The 26453-nt window shown below is 37.6% G+C and carries 22 protein-coding genes; 15 read left to right on the plus strand and 7 right to left on the minus strand.

What is annotated here, in order from left to right; genetic code table 11:
* Positions 1-199 precede the first annotated feature (199 nt).
* From ACN0TV_RS09520 to ACN0TV_RS09540, 5 genes are all read left to right on the plus strand, one after another.
* Positions 200-1822 carry a glycosyltransferase family 39 protein gene (locus ACN0TV_RS09520; RefSeq protein ID WP_417362424.1) on the plus strand — a complete coding sequence of 541 codons (1623 nt, stop codon included), beginning with the start codon at positions 200-202 and terminating at the stop codon, positions 1820-1822.
* A complete protein-coding gene (locus ACN0TV_RS09525) occupies positions 1823-2479 on the plus strand; it encodes a DUF4271 domain-containing protein (RefSeq protein ID WP_417362426.1) in 657 nt (218 codons plus the stop codon).
* Between the two features lie 15 nt (positions 2480-2494).
* The gene (locus ACN0TV_RS09530) at positions 2495-3244 is read left to right on the plus strand and encodes a uroporphyrinogen-III synthase (RefSeq protein ID WP_417362428.1); all 750 of its coding nucleotides are present in this window, start codon (positions 2495-2497) and stop codon (positions 3242-3244) included.
* 146 nt (positions 3245-3390) lie between these two features.
* Positions 3391-5169 (plus strand): 1-deoxy-D-xylulose-5-phosphate synthase, encoded by a 1779-nt coding sequence (locus ACN0TV_RS09535; protein WP_417362430.1) that lies wholly within the window; start codon positions 3391-3393, stop codon positions 5167-5169.
* 55 nt (positions 5170-5224) lie between these two features.
* Entirely contained in the window at positions 5225-6250 is a 1026-nt protein-coding gene (locus tag ACN0TV_RS09540; RefSeq protein WP_417362432.1) for a DUF3078 domain-containing protein, read from the plus strand.
* On the opposite strand, the gene ACN0TV_RS09545 is transcribed toward ACN0TV_RS09540, so the two are convergent.
* On the minus strand, positions 6247-7590 hold the full coding sequence (locus ACN0TV_RS09545; protein ID WP_417362434.1) for a deoxyguanosinetriphosphate triphosphohydrolase: 1344 nt from the start codon (positions 7588-7590) through the stop codon (positions 6247-6249). The genes ACN0TV_RS09540 and ACN0TV_RS09545 overlap by 4 nt on opposite strands.
* A gap of 406 nt (positions 7591-7996) precedes the next feature.
* Between ACN0TV_RS09545 and ACN0TV_RS09550 the strand changes: the two genes are divergently transcribed.
* Both ACN0TV_RS09550 and ACN0TV_RS09555 read left to right on the plus strand, forming a co-directional pair.
* Complete coding sequence (locus ACN0TV_RS09550) at positions 7997-9199, plus strand: porin (RefSeq protein ID WP_417362436.1); 1203 nt, start codon at positions 7997-7999, stop codon at positions 9197-9199.
* Positions 9200-9244: 45 nt separating this feature from the next.
* Positions 9245-11533 (plus strand): inorganic phosphate transporter, encoded by a 2289-nt coding sequence (locus tag ACN0TV_RS09555; protein WP_417362438.1) that lies wholly within the window; start codon positions 9245-9247, stop codon positions 11531-11533.
* Positions 11534-11650: 117 nt separating this feature from the next.
* On the opposite strand, the gene ACN0TV_RS09560 is transcribed toward ACN0TV_RS09555, so the two are convergent.
* Positions 11651-12220, minus strand: a complete 570-nt coding sequence (locus ACN0TV_RS09560; RefSeq protein ID WP_417362440.1) for a DUF3109 family protein — start codon at positions 12218-12220, stop codon at positions 11651-11653.
* Positions 12221-12477: 257 nt separating this feature from the next.
* Here ACN0TV_RS09560 and ACN0TV_RS09565 point away from each other — a divergent pair, with 257 nt between their 5' ends.
* From ACN0TV_RS09565 to ACN0TV_RS09575, 3 genes are read left to right on the plus strand one after another with little or no spacing between them, the layout of a single operon-like run.
* Complete coding sequence (locus tag ACN0TV_RS09565) at positions 12478-13050, plus strand: MarC family protein (protein ID WP_417362442.1); 573 nt, start codon at positions 12478-12480, stop codon at positions 13048-13050.
* Between the two features lie 11 nt (positions 13051-13061).
* Positions 13062-13271 carry a hypothetical protein gene (locus ACN0TV_RS09570; protein ID WP_417362443.1) on the plus strand — a complete coding sequence of 70 codons (210 nt, stop codon included), beginning with the start codon at positions 13062-13064 and terminating at the stop codon, positions 13269-13271.
* The gene (locus tag ACN0TV_RS09575) at positions 13264-13872 is read left to right on the plus strand and encodes an FAD-dependent oxidoreductase (RefSeq protein WP_417362445.1); all 609 of its coding nucleotides are present in this window, start codon (positions 13264-13266) and stop codon (positions 13870-13872) included. The genes ACN0TV_RS09570 and ACN0TV_RS09575 overlap by 8 nt, the downstream gene beginning before the upstream one ends.
* A 27-nt stretch (positions 13873-13899) precedes the next feature.
* Here the strand turns inward: ACN0TV_RS09575 and ACN0TV_RS09580 are convergent, their stop codons facing one another.
* The 4 genes from ACN0TV_RS09580 to ACN0TV_RS09595 all read right to left on the minus strand — a co-directional run bounded on the left by ACN0TV_RS09580 (position 13900) and on the right by ACN0TV_RS09595 (position 17631).
* Entirely contained in the window at positions 13900-15534 is a 1635-nt protein-coding gene (locus tag ACN0TV_RS09580; RefSeq protein ID WP_417362447.1) for a S41 family peptidase, read from the minus strand.
* Positions 15535-15969: a deoxycytidylate deaminase gene (locus ACN0TV_RS09585; RefSeq protein ID WP_417362449.1), complete on the minus strand. Its 435-nt coding sequence runs from the start codon at positions 15967-15969 to the stop codon at positions 15535-15537.
* Between the two features lie 148 nt (positions 15970-16117).
* Positions 16118-16705: a HupE/UreJ family protein gene (locus ACN0TV_RS09590; RefSeq protein WP_417362451.1), complete on the minus strand. Its 588-nt coding sequence runs from the start codon at positions 16703-16705 to the stop codon at positions 16118-16120.
* 197 nt (positions 16706-16902) lie between these two features.
* Positions 16903-17631: a TerB family tellurite resistance protein gene (locus tag ACN0TV_RS09595; RefSeq protein WP_417362453.1), complete on the minus strand. Its 729-nt coding sequence runs from the start codon at positions 17629-17631 to the stop codon at positions 16903-16905.
* Positions 17632-17834: 203 nt separating this feature from the next.
* Between ACN0TV_RS09595 and ACN0TV_RS09600 the strand changes: the two genes are divergently transcribed.
* The 4 genes from ACN0TV_RS09600 (at position 17835) to ACN0TV_RS09615 (ending at position 20154) form a co-directional block, all read left to right on the plus strand.
* A complete protein-coding gene (locus tag ACN0TV_RS09600; protein ID WP_417362455.1) occupies positions 17835-18245 on the plus strand; it encodes a BrxA/BrxB family bacilliredoxin in 411 nt (136 codons plus the stop codon).
* Between the two features lie 64 nt (positions 18246-18309).
* A complete protein-coding gene (locus ACN0TV_RS09605; RefSeq protein ID WP_417362457.1) occupies positions 18310-18744 on the plus strand; it encodes a low molecular weight phosphatase family protein in 435 nt (144 codons plus the stop codon).
* Positions 18745-18760: 16 nt separating this feature from the next.
* The gene (locus ACN0TV_RS09610) at positions 18761-19495 is read left to right on the plus strand and encodes a lysophospholipid acyltransferase family protein (protein WP_417362459.1); all 735 of its coding nucleotides are present in this window, start codon (positions 18761-18763) and stop codon (positions 19493-19495) included.
* A 2-nt stretch (positions 19496-19497) separates the two neighbouring features.
* A complete protein-coding gene (locus ACN0TV_RS09615; protein WP_417362461.1) occupies positions 19498-20154 on the plus strand; it encodes an HD domain-containing protein in 657 nt (218 codons plus the stop codon).
* A gap of 4 nt (positions 20155-20158) precedes the next feature.
* On the opposite strand, the gene ACN0TV_RS09620 is transcribed toward ACN0TV_RS09615, so the two are convergent.
* Entirely contained in the window at positions 20159-23047 is a 2889-nt protein-coding gene (locus tag ACN0TV_RS09620; RefSeq protein WP_417362463.1) for a triple tyrosine motif-containing protein, read from the minus strand.
* A 299-nt stretch (positions 23048-23346) separates the two neighbouring features.
* On the opposite strand from ACN0TV_RS09620, the gene ACN0TV_RS09625 reads away from it, so the two are divergent.
* Positions 23347-26448, plus strand: a complete 3102-nt coding sequence (locus tag ACN0TV_RS09625; RefSeq protein ID WP_417362465.1) for a SusC/RagA family TonB-linked outer membrane protein — start codon at positions 23347-23349, stop codon at positions 26446-26448.
* Positions 26449-26453: the final 5 nt, after the last annotated feature.

Below are 26453 nucleotides of genomic sequence, written 5' to 3' on the forward strand. Positions count from 1 at the left end.
GCATTAAATAAAAAGTATTTACTGTAAGTTTTAGTTTTTTAGATTGATTTTAAGGATTTTTGCAATTAATTATTTTGCGTACTTTTATTTTTAATATTGCGCAATTGGCCGAGTGACTCGAAAATAATGACATTAATTTATGGTAACTAAAATACGTTCACACAAGATCCTGTTTAGCTTTCTTATACTTGTACTGATTTTGAATTTAGTTCAAAGCGCGTTCACGGATATCATATTTGATGAGGCATACTATTGGTATTTTGCCCAAAATTTAAGTTGGGGATATTTCGATCACCCCCCAATGGTAGCTTTCTTAGTTAAAATTGGGATCTCCCTTTTTGATGGTGTGTTAGGCGTTCGCTTTATGGCTCCCTTATTATATTGTGCCAATGTGTTGCTGTTGTGGCTTTTGATCGACAGCGAGAAAAAACATCGCTACATCTGGCTCTTCCTCGCTTTTGTGAGCAGTGTCGGTTTATTGACTGCTTATGGATTTATGATGGTCCCAGATACTTCTTTGGTCACCTTTGGACTAGTGTTCCTGTGGGGCTACAAACGATTTTTATTAAAGGAAGATGCGCTAAGCATTGTGGTCACGGGAATAGGCATGGCACTTGTCATGTATGCCAAATACAATGGGGTTTTAATTGTGGGATTCGCAGTGCTATCCAACTTAGCCCTACTGAAAAATGGCAAGTTTTGGCTAGCAATACTTATAGGCTTACTCTTGTTTCTACCTCATTTAAATTGGTTGTATGAAATGGATTTTAAACCCATTAGATACCATTTATTTGACAGAGCGAATAGCCCATGGCGTCTCAAAAACACTCTAAACTACCCGCTTAATGTCGTCGCGGTGGCCGGACTTTGTTTCCCCTTGATGTACTGGGCACTTTATGCGTTATCGTCTAAAGACAAGTTCGACAAAGCATTAAAATTTATCTGTTACGGCACACTATTGTTTTTCTTAATCTCAAGTTTTGATAGAAAAACTCAAGCACAATGGGTCGTGTTGACAGCCATCCCTTTAATAGTTTTCTCACTGCGCTATGCCTATGTACATGCTAAGTTTAGAAAATGGTTAATGGGCATCAGCTTGGCTTCCATTGTCATTATAACCTTCTTGCGATTTGCCCTGATATTTCCTTCCATTTCTCCCATAAAATACGAGGCCTTTGGAAATAAAGAATGGGTTGCAGAATTAAAAAGCCATGTGGGAGATTTACCAGTGGTCTTTCACAATTCCTATAGAGACGCTTCCATGTATGCCTTTTATTCTGGTAGCACAGTATTTTCTTCAAACGACATTATCGCCCGCCAAAATCAATATGATATTGATAGCTCTGAATTTGAGGTTCGCAATAAAAAAGTAGCGTATATCAGTGGAAGTAAACCTTATAAATTAGATTCTGTGATTAGACTGGTGAGACCTTTTAGAAATCATTATATGCGTGGACATATCATAGACACCTTTACGAGTTACCGCAAGATGCAGTTAGACATCGACAAAGATCTGTTTAATGCGCAAATTCCAAATGAATTTAAGGCTGTGTTACTAAACCCCTATGAAGACAGTGTTGATGTCAGTAAACTTGTATTTGAAGGTGTTAGTATGGATAGCTACAAGGCCGTTATTAAGACATTCCCTTTGCTAACAACTGTTCCTAAAAACTCCAATCTAAGCCCATTACAAACCATGGAACTACACTTCAAAATACCAGATACCGTACAATTACCTGAGAGTTCGTATTTTAGAGCTGGTATCCTAGAGTATGGTCTCCATCCTGGATTCCAAGGAGAAATGATAAAAATAGCCGAATAATTGGAACAGCATCTCAGATATATTGACAATCATTCTATAGAAACAGTCTTTCTGATTACAGCGCTTGTATGCTTAACTATTGCAAAGTTTAGGAACGAACAAAAATTCTATTCCTTTACAATGTTATTTGTAAACTACAAATACCTCAAAATATATAGTAAAGAACCTGGTCAAACTACTTCCACCTTTAATTTATTATTGTTCATCCCCCAATTGATCACATTTACCTTGATCCTTTGGATTGCTCTTCCATATTTCCACCCACAGCACGATGTCAATTTCTTGCTCATACCACCATTCTTGATTCTATTTATACTTTTTAAATACTATTTAGAAAAATTGATTGCGACTATTTTTGACATCCATAAATTCACAGAAAGTTTTCATTTTCATAAAGTAACTTATAGAAATCTGTCCTCATTATTACTTCTTCCACTGATTAGTTTATTCATTTACAGTAATTTAAGCAGTAAGATTGCGTTATACGCAATCCTTTTGTGCTTTTGTTTATTAAATGTTATCGGTTTCGTTTTAACTTTAAGAAATCATCAAAAATTGATTCAAAAATATTTATTTTATTTTATTTTGTATCTTTGCACGCTAGAAATAGCACCTTATTTATTACTGATGAAGTTTTACTTTGTCGATAAGGTATAAACTAATCATAATTATATGAAAGTTAAGACAATTCTGGTTTCTCAACCTGAGCCCAAGGTAGAAAATTCACCTTATTTGAGATTGGTGGAAAAGCAAAAGATCAAAGTTGACTTTCGACCATTCATTCATGTAGAAGGAGTTAATGCACGAGATGTAAGACAACAAAAAATTGACTTAACACAGTTTACAGCGATTATTTTAACCAGCAGAAATGCTGTAGACCATTTTTTTAGAATTGCAGAGGAGATGCGATTCAAAGTGCCAGATTCCATGAAGTACTTCTGTCAATCGGAAGCAGTTGCCTATTATTTGCAAAAATACGTGGTATACCGTAAGAGAAAGATATATGTTGGAAAACGCACTTTTCAAGAACTTACTCCACTGATCAAAAAGTATAAGGAAGAAAAATTCTTACTTCCTTCATCGGATGTATTAAAACCAATTGTTCCTGAGAGTTTAGATGATCTAAAAATTCAATGGACCAGAGCAATTCTTTACAAAACAGTCATTAGTGATTTATCGGATTTAAGAGATGTTTATTACGACATTCTAGTGTTCTTTAGCCCTTCAGGTATCGAATCACTTTTAAAGAACTTCCCTGATTTTAAACAAAACGACACTCGAATTGCTGTTTTTGGTAACACCACAGTTAAAGCGGCTACAGATGCTGGTCTTCGTATCGACATTGAAGCACCAACACCAGAAACACCTTCAATGACCATGGCATTGGAAAAATACATTTCCAAAGTCAATAATAAGAAATAGCGAAAGCGTAACAAGATTAGAATACAACTTAGGCTTTGGATTAAAATCCAGAGCCTTTTTCGTTCCCATAAATCACAACTCATTTTGAAATTTTTAAATTACAGCAAAAATTAATTTAAACTTAAAAACAGTTGTATTTTTACATCATGAACCCATATGCCCTATTAGAGACTATTAATGACCCGGTAGATTTACGCAATTTACCAGAAGAACAATTGGGAGAACTCGCAAAGCAGCTCAGGGAATTTATAATTGAAATTGTAGCCACCAAGGAAGGGCATTTAGGAGCGAGTCTAGGTGTGGTTGAACTGACCATAGCACTCCATTACATTTTCAACACTCCTGATGATTTATTAGTATGGGATGTGGGCCATCAGGCCTATGGGCATAAGATTCTAACAGGCCGCAGGGATCAATTTCACACCAACCGACAACTCAATGGCATAAGTGGATTCCCTAAAAGGGCTGAGAGTGTATTTGACACCTTCGGTACAGGGCATAGCTCAACATCAATATCCTCTGCATTAGGGATGGCGATGGCCTCAAATCTACAAGGCGAAAAAGACAAACAACATATTGCAGTCATTGGAGATGCTTCTATCGCGAGTGGAATGGCTTTTGAAGCACTGAACCACGCCGGGGTAAGCCAAGCTAATCTCCTCATTATTCTCAACGACAATGCCATTGGAATTGATCCCAGTGTAGGAGCATTAAAAGAATATTTAACTCAGGTCAAGGTTGATCGAAAACTTGCAAAAAACAATATAATAAGGGCCCTAAATTTTGACTATAGTGGCCCTATTGACGGACATAATCTTCCAAGATTACTCAAAGAACTCACACGACTTAAGAAGAAAAAGGGACCCAAGTTTTTACACATCATAACCACCAAAGGGAAAGGACTACGACAAGCGGAACAAGATCAGGTACGCTATCACGCCCCAGGTAAATTTGACAAAAATTCAGGTGAATTGATACCAAAACCTCAGGGCAATCTCCCTCCAAAATACCAAGACGTATTTGGTCATACCATTGTTGAATTAGCGGAGCAGAATCAAAAAATTGTCGGAATCACGCCGGCTATGCCCACAGGTAGCTCACTTAAATACATGATGGATAAATTTCCAGAACGGGCATTTGATGTTGGAATAGCTGAACAACATGCAGTAACCCTTGCGGCTGGAATGGCAACACAGGGATTTCATGTTTTTTGCAATGTCTATTCTACTTTCTTACAAAGAGCGTACGACCAGCTTATTCACGATGTCGCCCTCCAAAGAATTCCTGTGATTTTTTGTTTGGACAGAGCAGGTCTTGTAGGTCAAGACGGCGCCACCCATCACGGAGTGTTCGATCTGGCATTTTTACGTTGCATCCCCAACCTAATCATCTTTGCTCCTAGAAATGAAATAGAACTCAGAAACATCATGTATACGGCGCAATTAGGCCTTTCCAACCCTATAGCAATCCGATATCCAAGAGGTCGTGGAAAAAACCTTGATTGGAAAAAGCCCTTTTCCAAAATCATCATAGGAAAAGGAGAACAATTGACATCAGGCGACAAGATTGCCGTTATATCAGTAGGGACCATATCAGAAAATGTAACCGAGGCAATAAATTTACTCCCCCATGACGAAAAAATTGCACATTACGATCTTAGGTTTTTAGCACCTTTAGACACTGAGCTGCTCCATGAAATATTTAAAAAACATCAGGTTATTATTACCCTAGAAGATGGTGTATTAAAAGGAGGTATGGGAAGTGCCATAAGCGAATTTACCACCGAGCACCAATATAATAGTCAAAAGGTAATATCTTTGGGTGTTCCTGAACAATTTATAGAGCATGGAACCGTTGAAGAATTACAACAAATTGTAGGCATTGACGCCAATTCGATTGCTAAACAACTTGAAAGATTTTTATAACATAACATTTTTTAGCATTTTTGCACCTGACAATAAACCTATTATTCCGCTGATAATGAAAGGATACCTTATGATTTTTTGTGCTTTTTGTTGCTTTTTTACCCAAGCTCAAGACAAAGAACAACGTGTTTATACCAATCCTAAAACCCAAGAAGTGTATATTATTAAAGGGATGGATACCATTAATCTCACCAAGGTTATCACTGAGTATAAACCCATTCCTCCAAGATGGAAGAGAGTCAATAAAGTAGGAATGAATGTCAGTGAGATCGCCTTTGTAAACTGGAGTGCAGGGGGGAATAATTCCATCAGTGGATTGAGTAACGCCTTGTTTGAAAGAAATTACAAACATGAAAAGGTTCAGTGGAATAATGAATTGATTATGCGTTTTGGATTAAACATTCAAGACGGCCAAAAGATCAGGAAATCAGAAGATGCGTTAGCAATCAACTCTACCTTAGGTTTTAGAATGGATAACTTATCGAGTTGGTATTTCTCCGCTAAAGCGAATTTTAATACCCAATTCACCAAAGGTTATAAATACCCTGACCGAGACAACCCTATTTCTCAATTTATGGCGCCAGGATACTTTTTATTCGGATTTGGTAGTGAATTCTCTCCTGAGGGCAAAGACCTCAAACTATACCTTTCTCCCATCACACAAAAATCCACTTTTGTGCTGGATCAAGATTTGGCTGACCAAGGTGCTTTTGGGGTACGCAAAGCTGAGTACGATGCCAATGGTGTAAAGATACGAGATGGACAAAACGTAGTTACTGAAATAGGAATCTTAGTAACCAACTCTTATCAGACTAAGATCTATGACAATATGTTCCTTTCCAATCGCATAACCCTATATACCGATTACCTTAACAGTTTCGGAAATGTGGATGTCAACTGGCTCATTGATGTTGAATTAAAAGTCAACGAATATGTGGTTGCAAATGTCGGAACTCAATTGATATATGATAACGACATTAAATTTGAAGAGCGAGTATTGGCTAGTGGAGAGAAACTCTCTTACAGCCCTAAAGTGCAGTTCAAACAATCTTTAGGCGTAGGCCTGGTCTATAACTTCTAGACTACTTTTGCATTGATTTTATTATAGATCAGCAACGCATTCCCATCGGTTAGTCCTGCAATAAACTGGGCTACAGCCATTAAAGCTTTATATACACCTTGATCGAGCACTAGGTATTTTTTAGGGATAAGATGCATCACCAATACGTCGTAGCTTGTCGTCTTATTCTCCGCTGCACGGATAACCGCACCACAGAAGATATCTAACAATTGATCTAGTATTTTATACCCAAGAAGTTCTTTTTGAATCACTTCATCGCTCTGATAAATCTTTTTTACGCTCAAATTAATGATATCTTCGACCTGGGCTTTGTAAGCAGATTTTTCCAAAAGCGAACTGTGAAAATCTCCACTTAGGATATCCTGCTCATGTTCTAAAAAGACCCGAGTAGCGTCTTGAATAAGCGTACTGATTGAAAGAGCCCTTAAATACCCCAATCGATCCTCTTTAGTATCTAACGCATGGTACTTTTGAGTGTTAATACTGTCTTTGACCAATTTGATAAGATATTCTAATGCGAATTCTTCTTGAATAAGCCCCAGGTTAATACCATCCTCAAAATCTATAATGGTATAGCAGATATCGTCAGCGGCCTCTACCAAAAAAGTCAATGGATGCCTGGCAAATGAAATATCCTCACCATGACGCGTTTGTTTCAAACCAAGTTCTGTGGCAACATCAGCAAATAACTGCTTTTCAGATTGAAAAAAACCAAATTTCTTGTCAGCGATTTGTTTAGTGGGTCGTTTGGGTAGTGATTCCTTAGGGTACTTCATAAAAGCACCTAAAGTCGCATAGCTAAGTCGGAGTCCTCCGGAGATCCCTTGACGGGTTTCTGTGAGTATTCTAAAACCATTGGCGTTACCTTCAAAATCTATTAAGTCTTGGTATTGTTTATCGGTAAGTTGATCTTTAAAATTTTTTCCTGAACCTGTTTTAAAATACTCCCCTATAGCTTTTTCTCCAGAATGTCCAAATGGTGGGTTGCCAATGTCATGAGAAAGTGCGGCGGCCGCGACAATTGCACCAAAATCGTTGAATTTGTAGCCGTGGATCTCGTTTAAATAGGGATGTTTTTCAAGCACTTTCATTCCGACAGATCGCCCAAGACTACGTCCAACAACAGAGACCTCAAGACTATGGGTGAGCCTGGTGTGCACAAAATCAGTTTTGGACAAGGGAATCACTTGAGTCTTATCTTGAAGACTCCTAAATTCCGAAGAAAAGATGATTCTATCGAAGTCGACCTCAAATCCTAACCTCGTTTCATCCTGTTCTTTACGAAGCCTCTTATTCTTATCTCCATGCCGCTTTAACGACAACAATGATTCCCAGTTCATATGCTATAAATTAGTCCTGCAAGATACTGCTAAGATTGCGTAAAATTAAACTCCCATTGAAAAAACATCCTGGAATAAAAGCTAAATTTTAATAATTTTTTAATCTTAAATTGACACTAAGTTTACTACTAAGGCTAACCTTTGCATTTTATAAAACTACAGATATTTCATCAACTTTTAGTTTTTGTCGACTTAGTTTCTGAAATAGAAAGCTGCCTGTTGAAACAGGCAGCTTCATTTGTTTTGTTCAGTATTTTAATGTTCACTTCCTGAGAGGCTAATAGATTTATTTTCTGTAAATTAGATCACATTACCACCTCAATTATTTTTAATAACTTAACATACAGGAAACAATTTCTTAACTTTATTTACTGTTCTTTGCAGCGACAAAAACTAAAACATTAGAATGAAAAATTTGGTAGGGGCGTTTGTGCTTAGTTTATTTATGTTATCCATTGGAAATGCACAAGATATACAAGGCCCGCGTTTTGGAAAAGGTATATTAAATATAACCGGTAAAGACAGCACTTGGAGTATGAATTTCACTACCAGATTCCAGTTATTGGGAAGTGCCACATGGCAGGAGAACGAAATTGGGAACACAGATTTTAACAGTAATTTTTCGGTCAGAAGGGCGCGTTTAAAATTCAAGGGGTTTGTATTTACTAAAAAACTTACCTACAAATTGGAAATTGGACTTGCCAATCAAGACATCGACGGCGCCTCCTATTATACCGACTATACCGATAAATTTATACAGGATGCCTACGTCCAATGGAATTTTTATAAAAATCTCAGTCTAAGAGGTGGACAGGCTAAATTACCCGGTAATATTGAACGAATTATATCATCCGGCAGTCTACAATTTGTGGACCGCTCCCTTTTAAATGCAGAATTCAATATCGGTAGAGACATTGGTTTACAATTGCTCAACGAACATTATTTAACACCCACATTTTTAATCCGCGAACAGTTTGCATTCTCACAAGGAGATGGCCGTAATGTAAGCATTGGAAATATGGGTGGGTATCAATATACAGGAAGAATCGAACTACTTCCTCTTGGTGCATTTAAAAATAACAATGAGATGAAGGGCTCTGCACTAGAGCGCGAGGACCATCCGAAATTAATGGTCAGTGTGGCTTATGATTATAATGACGACAGCGTAAAAACGCAGAGTAACAGAGGTGATTTCATGGAATTGGAGGATGGACTCTACCAAACTGACATTTCCACATTGTTTGCAGATGTGGTGTTTAAATACAAAGGGATTTCCTTTTTAGCAGAGTATGCTAACCGTTCAGCAGATGATCCAATAGCAATTGATGAACAAAACATCCCTACCGGAGATGTGGTTCAAACGGGTAGTGCATTTAACGTTCAAGGTGGTTATCTATTTGATAGCAATTGGGAAGTTAGTGGGCGTTTTACCAATCTTAATTTTGATGAGGTTGTACAGAGCACTATGGAAGAACAACAATACACAATCGGGGTGTCAAAATATATTGTTGGTCACAATTTAAAATTACAAACAGATATTAGTTATGCCACATTTGCGGATCAAAAAGATACTGTAATGGCAAGGTTGCAATTAGAATTACAATTTTAAAAGAAGAAGATTTAATAAAAATCTGAATATTATATTTTTAGCACTATGGAAAATATCTATTTACTTATGATTGTTGCCTTGGCCATTTTAGCCATTGGTGATCTAATAGTTGGGGTAAGCAATGATGCAGTGAATTTCTTAAACTCTGCCATTGGGTCTAAAGCCATCCCTTACAAAACGATACTCGCTATAGCATGTATTGGTATTTTTATTGGCGCGTCCTTCTCCAGTGGAATGATGGAAGTTGCTAGAAAGGGTATCTTTATTCCAGGGGAATTCATGTTCAATGAGATCATGATTATTTTTATGGCAGTAATGATCACTGACATTCTTCTATTGGACTTTTTCAATACACTTGGAATGCCGACCTCAACCACTGTTTCCATAGTCTTTGAGTTACTTGGAGCTGCGGTGGCAATTGCCTTAATAAAAATAGCAGGTAATGATAGTGAAACAGTTGCGGATATTTCTAAATATATCAATTCAGATAACGCAATACAAATTATTGTAGGGATATTGCTCTCGGTGGTGATCGCCTTTTCAGTTGGTGCCTTGGTTCAATTTATCTCTAGGCTCGCTTTCTCATTCCAATATGAAAAGAAAATGAAATATGCTGGAGCCATCTTTAGTGGTTTAGCATTAAGTAGTATCACTTATTTTATATTCTTTAAAGGATTAAAAGGAACTCCTTTTTATGAGTCAATTGAGCATTTAATAAACGGTAATGAAATCTATATTTCAATCGGATGTTTGGTGTTATGGACACTATTCTCCCAATTTTATTTAAAGGTTATAAAAAGAAATGTGCTAGTTGTCGTTATTGGTGCAGGAACCTTTGGATTGGCATTGGCATTTGCTGGAAACGACTTGGTTAACTTTATCGGTGTACCAATGGCCGCATGGCATTCCTACGAAGCTTGGGTAAGCTCTGGAGTAGCAGCAGATCAATTTGCGATGGTATCCTTAGCTAAAAAGGTGCCTACAGAACCCTTATTACTTTTTGCAGCCGGTGCCATAATGGTATTGACCCTGTGTTTCTCTAAAAAAGCAAAGGCAGTTACAGAAACCGAAATTGGGCTATCTAGACAATCAGAAGGGAAAGAAAAATTTCAACCGAATCTCTTGTCTAGACTTGTAGTACGTTTGTCCACAAAGACCGCACAAGGCATAAACCTTATTTTACCGAAATCAACCCAAAATAAAATTAATGCTCAATTTGCAAAACCTGTCCATGAAGGTAAAAACTCAAATGACAAGGACGCACCTGCTTTTGACCTTATCAGAGCTTCGGTAAACCTCATGGTGGCGGGAGTTTTAATTGCGATCGCAACGACTCAAAAACTACCATTATCGACAACTTATGTAACCTTTATGGTAGCCATGGGTTCATCACTTGCAGATAGGGCCTGGGGACGTGAAAGTGCTGTTTACCGTGTTGCCGGAGTATTTAATGTAATCGGCGGTTGGTTTTTTACCGCTATTATCGCCTTTTTAGCATCAGCTATTATCGCTTATTTAATTTACATCGGAGGTCCAACCGCTATTGCTATTTTATTATTTGTAGCAGTGTTACTATTAGCCAGAAACTACATAAGCTATAAGAAAAAATCAAATGCAACTAGAGAGGAAGATAGCTTAAACAAGGCCGAAAGTAGTTCAGTTCAAGGTGTTATTGAGGAAAGTGCAGATAATATCGCAGCAGTAGCCATTCGCGCTAAAAAGATCTATATTGGCTCTATGATCGGACTCTCAAAGGAGGATCTACCACTTCTAAAAAAATCTAAAAAAGGAAATGCAAAACTCAGCGCAGAAATTGATGATCTGCAAGAAAGTGTCTTCTATTTCATTAAGAATTTGGATGATTCTAGCGTTGTGGCTAGCCATTTTTACATCAATATACTGAGCTATCTTCAAGATATGTCTCAGTCCCTTGAATACATTGGTAAGGCCTCCCATAAACACGTAAATAACAATCACAAAAAATTGAAATTTAATCAAACTCGTGAATTGTTAGATACTCAGAATGAAATCGAATCTTTATTTAACAATATTAAAGAGACATTCGACAAAAGAGCATTTGAGGACATCCATGAGTTGATACAATCAAAAGAGTCTTTACTATCGAGTATCAATAAAAAGATCGAAAAACAAATCTCTAGAACAAGAACTGAAGAGTCAAGTCCGAAAAACACTTCCCTGTATTTCAACTTGCTTACTGAAACCAAAGATCTTGTGGTAGCAACGATGAATTTATTAGAACTTTATCACCAGCAATATATTAATGCAGGTTCAACAGAAGTTCCACTACCAGAGAGTACTGAAGAAAACGAGTGAAAACTCAAGTAATATAAACTTAAAGGGCAGCTATAGGATCTAAACAAACCCAAATAGCTGCCCCTTTAATTTTAGGCCAATACGGCTATACTTTAATTTTTTGAGCGCGGTCTACCCTTAGCGACCCATTTCATTTGCGGTTCTTTCTAATTCATCATACCACGCTTGACCAAATTTTTCAATCAGGGCTTGTTTGACAAACTTATAGACAGGAACTTGAAGTTCTTTCCCTAGTGAGCAAGCATCATCGCAGATATGCCATTTATGATAGTTCACTGCCGCGAAATCTTGATATTGCTTAACACGAACAGGATACAGGTAGCACGAAATAGGTTTTCTCCAATTTATCTCTCCTGCATTATATGCTTGTTCAATACCACACATGGCAATACCTTGATCTGAAAAGGTAACATAGGCACATTCACTTCCTCCAACCAGTGGGGTTTCCCATTCCCCGTCGAATCCTTTGACAAAAGTGCCTTGCGCCTCAATTGCGGCAATACCTTCAGGTCTTAAGAAAGGTTTAACTTTAGGATAAATATCAGCTAAAATTTGTGTTTCCTCATCCTCAACTGGAGCTCCTGCCTCTCCATCAATGCAACATTCCCCTTTACATGCCGTAATGTTACACACAAAATCATTTTCTATGATTTCTTCCGATACTATGGTTTTTCCTATCTGAAACATGCTGCAAATATACTTCTTTTTACAGACAAAAAAGTGATCGTAGCACTTTGGTCTAGGACGTCCACACTGCGGTTTGAATTTTAAATTTTGAAGTAGCCTTGTCGATTGGTCAAGAAACACCATAGGTTATGGGCCTACTGAAACTGACTTCGTTACCAATGTACCCCTGTGAAAATTAGATAAACATTTTCGTGATAAATGATAAAATTAATCGAAATGTTGTTATAGCTTTGCATCGTTTTTTAACTAAGAAAACCATGAACTTTGATTTTAAAGAAATTATAACTGCCGGGATGATCCTCTTTGCCGTAATTGACATCGTTGGAAGTATTCCCATCATTATCGATCTGCGCAATAAGGTAGGTCATATTCAATCTGAAAAAGCATCGTTTATTGCGGCTGTTTTGATGATTGCTTTTCTATTTATCGGAGAAACCATCTTAAATTTAATTGGAATTGATGTGAACTCCTTTGCCGTTGCCGGTGCTTTTGTAATTTTCTTTTTGGCCATCGAGATGATATTGGGTATTTCCCTGTACAAGGATGATGCCCCCTCAACTGCTTCAGTAGTTCCATTGGCATTTCCTCTTATAGCAGGAGCAGGAACCATGACATCACTTTTATCACTCCGGGCGGAATATTATGTGGAAAATATCATTGTAGCCATCTTAATAAATGTCGTTATAGTATACATAGTGTTAAAGTCCTCGAATACAATAGGAAGGTGGCTAGGAAAATCAGGTTTAGCTGTGATACGAAAAGTATTTGGCGTAATTTTGTTGGCCATTGCTGTAAAGTTATTTGCAAGTAATGTTACAGGTTTATTTTAAAAAATTCATACATGAAAACTTTTATCGTAATTCTCGTTCTTATTGCCTTTAGCATGATTGGTGTAAACATCAGTATGTTGGACTTTGAAAAACCATTAGAAGGTGATAGCCTTGTCGCTGTTATAGGAATTGGCGCCGCATTGGCAGCTGTGCTACTTTTAGCCATTTTCTGGCAATCTAAAAGAATACAACAACTGGCCAAGGAAAAGAGCAATGTATGATGCATTAGTCATCGGCGGGGGCGCATCAGGCCTCCAATGTGCATTGGTTTTAGGTTCCGCGATTAAGGCTCCTTATGCTTCTAATAAGCGCATTGGAATAATCATGCATCAGAAAACCTCACATCTACAATCTGCACTTTTGAACAATGTTTTAGGTATTGCATCACAAACTTCAGGAAAAGACATCTTAAGTACTGGAAAGCAACAGTTAATGACAAACTATCCACATGTTGAGCAAATAGCAACAGAAAAAGTAACTGCAGTTGAAGGTGAAGAAGGTAATTATACAATCACGACCAACAAGGGCAGTTATCAATCGAAAATTGTTGTGATTGCATTGGGATATACCGATGTATTTTCAATCGAGGGTCTATTAGAATATGTAGAACCCCATGCCCTTAGTCCTTTAGAAAAAAACCGTATTCAACTTAAGAACGTTCAGCACAAAGTTAAACCAGGCTTATATGTTGCAGGAACCTTGGCCGGGTGGAGAAGTCAATTCGCCATCGCTGCAGGAAGTGGGGCTCAGGTGGCCACCGATATTCTTACTTTGTGGAATGGCGGAAAGCATACCAAGGTACATGACAAATTAGTTTCCTAAAGTATCTTAAAGGGTTTTAATTAAGCCTTATTGATCATCAGCTTTGGAGTGATCTGCCACTTCTTCCGGTGCGATTTGTTTTTCAATCAAATGCAAAACTGCTTCCAACATAGGATCGTCTTGGCTAAGGATTTGCTGTTTGACGTTTTCATCAAACAACTGTTCAGCTAATATGGCTTTGATATGTAACTTTAATTCTTCTCGGTAGGGGTTCAGATCAATCTTAACACCTTTATCATCGGCATAATAGAAGAAATCATCAACCATTTGATCATCTACAAAAACGGTTCGCTGAAACTCGTCGGACCCAAGGTCGGTGTACAAATCACGGTGGCTGTCCAAATATTCAAAAACATAGAAGGACATAAATCCAGAGTCCATTAGGGTGTTGACCCAACTATCTACTCTTGATGAGCCTATGGGCACAAAAACATCCGGTATGATTCCACCCCCACCATAAACGATTTTACCCTTCGGAGTCTTATAAATCAAGGAATCCTCAACCTTTATACTATCTGCAGATCGTAATTCTCCATTTTCAAAGCGTTGATAAAACTGATTGTAATAATCTTTGGTACCATTTTCATAAGATCTTTGAATAGATCTACCTGTTGGAGTGTAATACCGAGAAACAGTCAAACGAACAGCAGAACCATCTCCTAAGCTCATCTCACGCTGCACTAGGCCCTTTCCAAATGATCTCCTACCCACAATAATTCCACGATCATTATCCTGAATGGCACCAGCGATGATCTCACTTGCAGAGGCTGATTTTTCATTGATCAAAACATAAATATCTTGCTCTTCAAAAACACCCTGCTCAGTAGCATAAGCCTTATTTATGGCACCACTTTTATTTTTTGTAAAAAGTATAAGCTTTCCATCTTCTAAGAATTCATCAGCAATTTTTTCAGCAATACCTAAATAACCTCCGGGGTTATTGCGAAGATCCAATACTAATTTTTTTGCGCCTTCTTCCTTTAACCTCAGTAAGGAAGATTTAAACTCATCAAAGGTGGATTCTGCGAATCGATTTACCCTGATATATCCAATGGAGTCCTCGATCATAAAAGTCGCATCCACACTTCGCAAAGGTACTTCAGAACGCTCAATGGTTAGTTGAATGGTTTTCTCTTCTATAGGTCGATATATGGTCATATCGACAAGTGTATTTTTATCTCCCTTTAAAATATCTACAATTTCATTGCTGCTTAGTCCTCTATCGTAAAGAGTATCTTTATTTGCAACCAGGATACGGTCTCCTGAACGGACACCTGCTTCCCCGCTTGGTCCACCAAGAATGGGGCGAATAACCACAAGGCTATCTCTATACATTCGAAAACTAATCCCAACACCTACAAAGTCTCCTTTCATGTTTTCGGCAACCCTTTCAGCTTGCTGCTTTGGAATATAAACGGAATGGGGATCGAGTTTCTCTAGTATGTTATTTACAGCAACATCAACAATACTATCGGTGTTGACATCATCCACATAATCGTATTCGATATAATCAATTAGGCGATGAAGTTTGTCTTTCTTAGAATTGGTTGAGAAAAGCTTTTCTCCCGCATCATTGTAGTTTAAATTACCGCCAATATAAATTCCGGCGGCTAAAGTAGCTGCTAAAATAAAGGGCAATAAATAACTTCTCATTTTAAACATTTACTCGTCTTCTATATCAGGCATATGTAGCATTTCTACTCCTGCTTTTTCCAAAAACTCTAGGCCTTCGCTATCTTTATATGCGTTTAAATACACCACTCTTTTAATCCCTGCCTGGTGGACAAGTTTACTACACTCCTTACAAGGAGATAGGGTGATGTACAAGGTGGCACCAACACAGGACTGGGTCGAAGAGGCTACTTTTAAAATCGCATTAGCCTCCGCATGCAAGACATACCACTTGGTATATCCTAATTCGTCTTCACAGTAATTTTCAAATCCAGTAGGTGTACCATTATATCCATCAGATATTATCATTCTATCTTTTACAATAATCGCGCCAACTTGTTTACGCTTACAATGAGACAGTTTGCCCCATTCTAAAGCCATTCTCAAATAGGCCCTATCATAACGTTTTTGTTTCTTATCAACCATAGGTATTGAAGTCAAAAAAAGCAACGAACTTCGTTGCTACCAAATTTAATGGCTAAGATAACGGCTTTATCATTTAATCACAACATGTTAAAGGGATAAGAAAATAAATTTAACACTTAATAGGGAGTGGTGTAAAAAAGGTATTCTCTTAGCTCACAAAACAGGTTTCTACGAGCATTGGAATCACTACACCAATAACAATTGAAGCAACAACCAAGATCCAGTCTCTTTTGTTAAACCTAAAAACAGTTTGCAATATAAAGGCTGCAAGCAGCACAAGGAAAACTACAATCAATTGGGCTGCCTCGATTCCCAAGGCAAACTCAAGAAGTGGAACGAATTTATTTGTACTCGATTCTACTATTTGTCTGAAGTATGTAGAAAACCCGAGACCATGTATCATGCCAAAAAACAGTGTGGCAAAGAAATGAAGTCCAAATTTTTCACTGTAATTTTTTCTCCCTGCGGTAAACACATGAAATAAAGCGGTGGCGAAAATAGTTATTGGAATCAGACATTCGACTAAGGATGAGCTAATATGCACGACCCCATAGGTTGCCAACAGCAATGAGACAGTATGCCCAATAGCGAATAAGGTTACCAGCCAAAAGGCACGTTTCCAATTCGCAAAGGTGTACGGTACAATGAGCGCCAGAAAGAACAAAAGGTGATCGTACGCGTTAAAGTCAAAAACATGGTCGAAGCCAAGCTTAAAATAGAACCAAAATTGATCCATATTGATAGGTTTACGGGTTATTCAAACTTACAATTAATTTAAGGCAAATCAAATACCAGAATTTTTTTCGAATTCCTATATTTCTAACGCCTTTTATTCGTGATTGTTATTGGAAAGGAGAACGGATAAATGTGATGTTAGTAAGGTAGCACTTTCCATAGGTTGTTCAATTGGGTAAAAGACGCTAAAGCTGAGCCTTACATCCCGCGTTCTTTCTGGATCTGTTCGTAGGCCATTTGCACCTGTCTAAATTTTTCTTCAGCACCTTTTTTAATCGCTGGATCCTTGGTGATTACTTTATCTGGATGATACCTTTTGACCATGTTTCTATAAGCAGCTTTAATCTCTGAGTCACTAGATTCCGGCGCTATTTCTAGTATTTTATAGGCGTTGTTAGTGGATTTCACAAACATGGCCATGATGCTCTCAAAATCCTTAGGATATACCCGTAGGTAACCTGCGATTTCTTTGATTTTTTCCAATTCTGCCTGTGAAATTGTACCATCCGCCTGAGCGATTCCAAAAAGAAAATGCAGCAATTGAAGTCGAACCTCGTAACGCGTACGTTGATTGAGATAAGCGCAGATATTAGCAGCTGAAACCACACGTTCTTTTACCACCTCATTAAAGGTTCTAAAAATAGCATTCGCTTTTTCAGTGCCGTAGGTGGAGATAAAATAGTTCCTCACATAATATAACTCGTTTTGATTCACTGTTCCATCGGCTTTGATCACAATGGAACACAAGGAAAGAAGATTCAACTCGAAATCTGCTGGTGAAACCTGTCTCCGATCATTTATGATGGTTTGCATACGGACTCCTCCACCGCTTAATCTATCAATTAAGCTTCCAACTATAAATCCGACAATAAGGCCGGGGAAACCGAGAAAAAAATATCCTCCGAGAGTGAAAATCAATTTAAACATTCAATACCATTTTTCGATTGCCAAATATAAGATTAAAAATGTTCAGGCTAAAAACTATCCATTGTTGTATGCCAGGCTGAAAAATAGCCAATTCCGATATCAACCACGGTCATTTCAGTGAAATTCTTAACTGAAAGTGTAGGTTTTTAATTATCTTTACGACTTATATTTAGAGGAAAATTTTAATTTAAAATAAAACGACTATGTACCCAGCGGAATTAGTTAAACCAATGAAAGAAGACTTGGTAATTGCAGGTTTTGAAGAGTTATTGACATCTGAGGCTGTAGATGAAGCAATGAAAAAAGAAGGCACTACCCTAGTAGTTGTAAATTCAGTTTGTGGTTGTGCTGCTGCTAATGCAAGACCAGGTGCAAAAATGAGTTTAAACAACGGCAAAAACCCTGACAATCTATATACTGTATTTGCAGGTTTTGATAAAGAAGCAACAGACAAGGCAAGATCTTATATGTTACCCTTCCCTCCTTCTTCACCATGTATGGCACTATTTAAAGATGGAGAATTGGTACACATGTTGGAAAGACACCATATAGAGGGTAGACCTGCTGAAGTTATCGCAGATAATCTTGCTGAAGCTTATAACGATTTTTGTTAAGTTCAAGTAAGGAATAATCTTAATCTAACCACGTTTTAAACGTGGTTTTTTTAATTCGACTATCATGAGTAGAAGAATCTTATTTGTGTGCACTGGGAATTACTACCGGAGCAGATTTGCTGAAATTTTGTTCAACGCCTTATCTGAGCAACAAGGTCTATATCACCAGGCTTTTTCAAAAGGTTTGCGGCTCTCAAAAAACAACAAAGGTCCCATTTCAAAACATTGCATCGCCTATTTCAGCGAGCAATACCCTAATTTGAAATACGACTTGAGAATGCCTATTCCATTTGATCAAGAGGATTTTGACTTTTACGACAGTATTATCCTTATGGATAAGACTGAACATCATCCGATGATTGAAAAGCGCTATCCGGAACAACAAGATAAGGTAACCTATTGGAATATTGTTGATGATTATATCAAGTCACCAGAAGACGTACTACCTATTCTTGAGAAAAAGATCATAGAGCTGACCAATGAATTGAAAAACAACTAAATCTCAAAAACGTACCATGAGAAAAATAGTAGCGTATCCACTCTCGGTAATTTACCTATTATGTTTTGGACTTCTTCTAGTTATATTCCATCCCATACAATGGATATCCCATAGGGCATTTGGTTATCAAGCCCATATGCGATCCGTTGAAGCGCTCAATTGGTTTTTAATGCATAGTTTACTGATTTTAGGGAATCGCGTTCACTTTAAAAACCCCTATACGATCTCAACACAGACCCCGTGTATTATCATCGCGAACCATCAGAGCATGTACGACATCTCTCCAATTGTTTGGCATATGAGAAAACACGATCCTAAGTTTATCAGCAAAAAAGAACTAGGAAAAGGAATTCCCAGCGTGTCTTATAACCTTAGACACGGTGGAGCAGCACTTATTGATCGCAAGGATAAGGAGCAGAGCTTTAAAGAAATTCTAAAACTTGCTAATTCTGCCAATGAGAATGGTCGTTCGGTGGTTATATTTCCAGAAGGAACCCGATCTAGAAATGGTCAACCAAAGCGATTCCAACAAGGTGGGTTAAAGATCTTACTTAAAAAAATGCCCCATGCAACCCTAGTTCCAATCAGCATAAACAATTCATGGAAAACCCTTCGCTACGGAAAGTTTCCTTATGGGATTGGCTATACATTGGAATTTGAAGTTCACGAGCCTATTACCACTAGAGATTTACCTCCGGAAGAACTGATTACTAAAGTTGAGCAGACTATCTTTGCAGCCATAAAACCTTGAGCATGGACAACGTCCAAATCATAGAAAAAACCATAAGTTTTGTCAAACAAACCCTCAAAGAAGCTGAAGGGGGACATGACTGGTTTCACATACAACGCGTGTTCAACAACGCCATGCTTATCGCCAAAGATGAAACCAAAGCATCACCTCTTGTGGTTGGTCTTGGTGCCTTACTTCATGATATAGCAGATTCCAAATTTCACCAAGGTGATGAGACAATCGGCCCTAAAATAGCACAGAATTTTCTAGAAAGCCTCGCTGTTCAGCCCTCAGTAATAAAACAGGTGGTTGCGATCATCAACAACATTTCATTTAAGGGCGGAAATTTCAAACAAACTTATCAAAGTCTCGAACTGCACATCGTTCAAGACGCTGATCGCCTGGATGCCATAGGAGCCATAGGAATTGCGCGTTGCTTTAATTACGGTGGGTTCAAAAACAGAAAGTTATACGACCCTGAAGTGTCACCAAACTTGCAAATGAGCAAGGAACAATACAAAAATAGCCAATCCCCTACAATCAATCACTTTTACGAAAAGCTGTTGCAGCTCAAAGACAGAATGAATACCGAAACAGGCAAAAGGATCGCTGAAAAGCGTCATGCATTCATGGAATTGTACTTAGAGCAATTTTACGCAGAAATCGAAGGCGAGCGGTAGCCATCTATACTAGTTCTGTCAAAAACTCATGTAAATTATCTTCATGCTCGAGATCCAGCTTCTTTCGTAGGCGATATCTTAAGGTTTCTACGCCTCGAACTGAAATATTAAGTAATGGCGAAATTTCCTTATTACTCAAATCCATTTTTATAAAAGCACATAGCCGCAACTCCTTTTTGGAAAGATTAGGGTATAATTCTTTGAGTTTTTCAAAAAACTCATGATGCACCTTTTCAAAATTTACATCAAAGACCTCCATATACTCTTCCCCAATTTTATGTTGATGTAGCTTTCTAAATATTTCCGTGATTTTTTCTCTGGAACTTTGAGTTTTAACCAAGCTGCGCAATTGCTTTAAATCAAACTGTAAATCATTGAAAATATCCTTCTTATTAACTAATTGCATGGTGTAATTAGCCAATTCTTTACTCTTATCAATAATATCATTCTCTAAGAGTTCTTTATCCTTCTTAAAACGCTCCTTTTCATGTTGAAGTTTAAGGCTTTCAATTTCCAACTCTAACATTCGTTTAGCCTTCATGTTGGCTTTGTGAATCTTCAAATTTTCCTTCTCTATGGATCTTTTTATAAGCTTTGACCCCAACCATAAAAGACTTACAAATATTAGCAAGAAAAATATTCGGAAAAAAGTGGTCTGGTACCATTTGGGTAGGACTTCAAAACGATAACTCGTTTCTAAACCTTGATTACCTTTTAAGTCTCTACTTTTAACCGTGAATAAGTAACTACCTGGTTTTAAGTGCGCATATTCTTTAAAATTTAACTCTGTCCATTCGGACCAGCCAATATTCAGCCCCTTCAAACGATATTTATATTGAATTTCACTTCCAGAAATTAATTCGGGAACAGCATATTCGAAACGAATAAGGTCGTTGTCGAAAGGTAAACCTATAGTGTGCTCTGGATGAAGTGGCAGTTGCCCCTTCTCTTGATTATAAGATTTGGTAACACTATTGATAACAGTCTTGGCAACGACATCATGATTCCTCTCCAAATCAAAAAGAAATATCCCATCAGTGGTTCCCATTAATACTTTGTGACCTTGAATAGGTAGTACGGCTTCCATTCCCCTATTGAGCTGACCTTTAACCTTTAAAAAAGGTCTACTAACAACACCCTGGAGGCTATCTGTAGAAGTAAAATAACCCAGTTGATTATCCTGAACGACCCATGTAGTGTCTTTATGTTGTATGATTTTACGTGTATTTTTAGTAGTATCTAAAATGCGATTCAACGCAGCATAAGGCACAAAGGAATTATCAGGTTCGAAATAACTGTAAACGCCATTATTACTAGTAAATACAATATCATCGTTCCATCTAAATACGTTAATATTGTAAGGAGACTTAAAGCCATTTTTATCCGTATATTGATCAATGGAATTCACATGATCATATGAAGGATCGATTCTAATTTTAAAAACTCCCTTATACCCGTGACAAACCCAAAATGTATTAGGCTCATCTGCCGCTATAATATCCCTACTAGATTCCGAAAATCCATTTAACCTATTGCGAAGCGTGTATTTACCATCTTGAAACGAAATGACCGATAACCCTATATAACCACCAGCTAGAAACATATTCTCTTGTCCTGGTATATCAAGAATTCCCCAAATTCCAAAATTGGTAAGTCGAGTCACATTTTCATTTTCATAAACATAAAGTCCCTTGTGATGGCCAATGAATAATTTTCCATCCTTTTCAGTTAATGACCATGCCTGTCCCTGAAGTTCTGAGATTAATTCAAAACTAAAACCTCCAGGGGCATCTTCTGTGATTTTTGAAACAAACACCCCTTTATTTGAAGCTACAAAGAGACGATTACGATAGATAATCAGATCATAAACCTTAGTCGCATCAAAAAACTTTACACTCTCAGTCTTTGCATTGATAAAGTCCAACCCATTATACAACATAACCCATATGCCATTATCAACCGCCAAAAGATTTAATACGGAAGGATTCTGAATTTCAGCAAAAGTTGAAGGCACTTCAATACGCTTACCGTTAGAATTCAACATTCTAATCCTAGAACTCAATGTCCCTAATACAAAAGTATCTCCCTTATGAATTGAATTAATAATTTGGTCGCGATTCTGATCCTTAAAAACATCCTCCCAAAAAACAAGTTCACCAGTTTCTAAATTTCCTTTATAAATTAAACCATTCTCTAGAACAATTAAAAGCTCGCGAGGCTCTTTACTCGGCCATATTCCTTTAACAGCATTATCCATAATCGGCAATGCATCAAAAACCTGCGTCAATTGGGTGGTCTTAGGGTTAAAGCTTAGTATGCCTTTATGTATATCTTGAACATAATAGGTATCATTAACCACGTTGGCATACATAAAATCGACAGTCGAAGGAATAATCGTATTCCTGTTCTCACTAACAACTATAAGTTGTTTATAACATCTAAATATAATGTTCTCTCCAAGCTGATTTATTTGTTCAATATTCTCCAACTCTTTCCCCTGAAGTGCCAATTCCCCAATCATAGATTGATAGAAATAATCTCCAACACTGTCGCGTTGGATTTTTCCAAAATCGTTGTATCCTCCTGCATAAATAGTACCATTTTCAGCGGCTAACAGTGATCGTACTGAAGAGCTATTAGGCAGACCAACTGTAATCCAACGTTCTCCGTCATAAATCACAACACCATCATTATTTCCAAAATAAAGAACGCCATCAACCCCACGACAAGAAGACCAAAATTCAGAATCCCCCATATAATCCAAGCGGTCAAAATGAATAACTTCAGGCAAGTTGGCAATGGATTTACTTAAATCATAGAACGATTGTTGAGCGATGGCTGTGCATGACATACCTAATAAAATCCATTTAACTACGGATAATTTCAATTTCATACAGGAGGTAATTAGTTTATCAAATTACGTTATTTTAAACAAAGTACCCAAGTAATTGATTATTAACAAACATTTTAATCTGCTATTTATCAACTTTATAACTGAAATGACGTAGTCAACGCGTATTACGGTATTTTCTTGACGTATTCAAGGTGTAACCTTAAATGAGTATTCTTTTTTTTCAAATCATACATTAGTTGCATTAAATCTAACTGAGAAGACTAGAACTGTTTAACAGTATCATTATCTGATGTTATACTAGTCAACTTATAAACTAACTCAATTAATCTAATTAACTTATGAAACTAAAAAAGTATTTATGGTTCTGCTTTTGGTGCATCAGCACAACAGTTTTTGCACAATCTAATGAAATCACTGGTCTAGTTCAAGAAGAAAGCGGCGTCCCACTTCCCGGTGCCAGCATCCAGATCAAAGGTACCCAACGAGCAACAGTGACTGATTTCGATGGTAATTTCAGCATTCAAGGCTCAGCTGGTGAGACTTTACTGATATCCTATATAGGATATCAAACTCAAGAGATCATTATTGGATCCAATACCGAATTGGAAATTCAATTAATGTTAGACACTCAAGCTTTAGATGAAGTAGTAGTCGTAGGTTATGGCACACAGAAAAAAAGTGTTGTAACTGGTGCTATTTCTAGCATTAAGGGCGAAGATCTGGAAGATCTCCCAATTACCCGCGTAGAACAGTCCTTACAAGGAAGAACTTCCGGAATTACCATTGCTTCAAATTCTGGACAACCAGGATCTTCATCAACAGTACGTGTGCGCGGAATTACAACCTTTGGAAATAATAATCCACTTTGGGTGATAGATGGTGTAGTTGTAGATGCCGGAGGTATTGGATATCTAAATCAGTCTGATATCAAATCTATTGAAGTTTTAAAAGATGCTGCCTCTCAGGCAATCTATGGCGCTAGAGCAGCCGCAGGTGTTATCCTTGTTACAACAAAAAAGGGAACATCCGGGAAATTAACAGTAAACTACAATGGATACACTGGAGTATCCGCTGCAGCACAGAAACTGGATTTACTAAATGCTAGGCAATACGCTACATTAATAAATGAAGCCAACACCAATTCAGGTGGGGCTACTGTATTTCCAAATGTAGAGTCATTAGGAGCAGGAACAGATTGGCAGGATGTCATTTTCAACAATAGTGCTCAGAGAACTGGACAAGAGATAAGTCTGAGCGGTGGCAACGATGTATCAACCTTTTACGCTTCTTTTGGCTTTCTAGAACAGGAAGGTATTGTTTTATCTGATATTTCAAAATACAAAAGAAATAGCATACGTTTAAACTCTACCCATAAAATATCCAAGATGATTAGCTTTGGGCAAACTGCCGGATACTCAAGAGAAAAAAATGTAGGCATTGGGAATACTAACAGCGAATTTGGAGGACCCTTAAGTTCCGCGATTAATTTAGATCCAACTACACCCCTGATTGAAACTGATCCCGGTAAGTTAAATTCAACTCCGTACACCAATCCTTCCATTATAAAGGCGCCAAACGGAATGCCATATGGAATTTCGTCCATGGTTGGTCAAGAGATGTCTAATCCATTGGCATACCAACAAACTAGATCAGGAAACTACGGGTGGTCGGACAATTTTGTCGCCAATGCGTATGTGGAACTCGAACCTTTAGAAGGGCTTAAATTTAGAAGTACACTTGGAGGTAAGTTGTCCTATTGGGGCGGAGAGAGTTTTACTCCCGTATACTATTTGAATGCCTCAAATAATACATCTCAAAACAACATCTCTAGGAACACTCACAAAGGGTTTGGTTGGAATATTGAAAACACTTTATCCTATGATAAAGTACTTGGAAGCCATCACTTTAATGTCCTTTTGGGCCAAGGAACCTACGTTGATAATATCAGTAGCGGTGAAACTGTTACCTATTTTGATATCCCTACCAACAACTATAAAGAAGCATCCTTTAATTACAGCGTTCCAAAGGATCAAATTGATGCCTCTGCTTATACCAATCCGGACCACAGAGTTACTTCTCTGTTTTCCAGGCTGAATTACAACTTTGATGAAAAGTATATTTTTACAGGAATCATCAGACGTGACGGTTCTTCAAGATTTGGAGCTAATAATAAATATGGAATTTTCCCTTCCTTCTCCATGGGATGGGTGTTGACCAAAGAGAACTTTTGGAAGGAGAGTCAGTTGATCAATGTTTTCAAACTAAGAGGAGGATACGGAGTTACCGGAAGTGATGCTATAGGTGATTTTAGATACCTATCTACAATAGGAGATGGACGAAATTATCCCATTGGCACCGCTGGATCAGTTGTTATTGGTAATAGCCCGAATGCACCATCCAACCCTGATCTGAAATGGGAAGAAACAACACAAACTAATATTGGATTTGAAGCAAGATTATTACAAAACTTCAGTCTTGTATTTGATGTATATAATAAAACCACAAAAGGGATATTACAAGATGTTAGAATTCCAGGATATGTTGGAGCAACCGGTAATCCAGTTGGAAATGTTGCGGACATGGAAAATAAAGGAATTGATATCGAATTGGGTTACAACAAAACCTTTGGAGAATTCAGCATATCAGCAAATGCTAACCTTTCATACCTGGAAAATGAAGTGACTTATCTTGGTAACGATATCGAATATCTATCAGGAGGTCAAACTATTCAGTCAAGCACCTATCCAATCACCAGAACAGCTGTAGGACAACCGTATAATTCATTTTTTGGTTTTGTTACAGATGGTATATTTCAAAATCAACAAGCCATTAACAGTTATACCAACGCTGAAGGAAATCAAATTCAACCAAATGCTGTTCCCGGAGATTTCAAATGGAAAGATGTCGATGGAGACGGAAGTATTACAGAAGAAGATCGCGACTTTATAGGTAGTTCTATTCCAAAATACACCTATGGTTTCACGCTAAATATGGATTACAAAAATTTTGATTTGATGATTTTTGCACAAGGAGCTTCTGGCAATAAAATTTTCCAGGGTTTAAGACGTCTGGATATTCAAAATGCAAACTATCAGAGCGCAGCACTTAATCGCTGGGTTGGTGAAGGAAGCTCAAATAGTTTTCCAAGGCTGACAACCAATGACACTAATAAAAACTTCAGTAATCCTTCTGATTTTTACCTAGAAGATGGAGATTACTTAAGAATCAAAACCATTCAGCTAGGATATAGCTTACCAGATGATATTATATCAAAATTGGGTATTCAAAGACTCCGATTATATATCACTGGCGAAAACCTTTTCACTTTCACTGGTTACACTGGTTATGATCCCGAAATCGGAGGCGGTGTCTTGGGTATTGATCGTGGTTTTTATCCACAGGCAATAACTGGAATGTTAGGTGTTAATCTTCAATTTTAAAACAA

The sequence above is a fragment of the Galbibacter sp. genome (assembly GCF_048266365.1).
Taxonomy (GTDB): Bacteria; Bacteroidota; Bacteroidia; order Flavobacteriales; family Flavobacteriaceae; genus Galbibacter.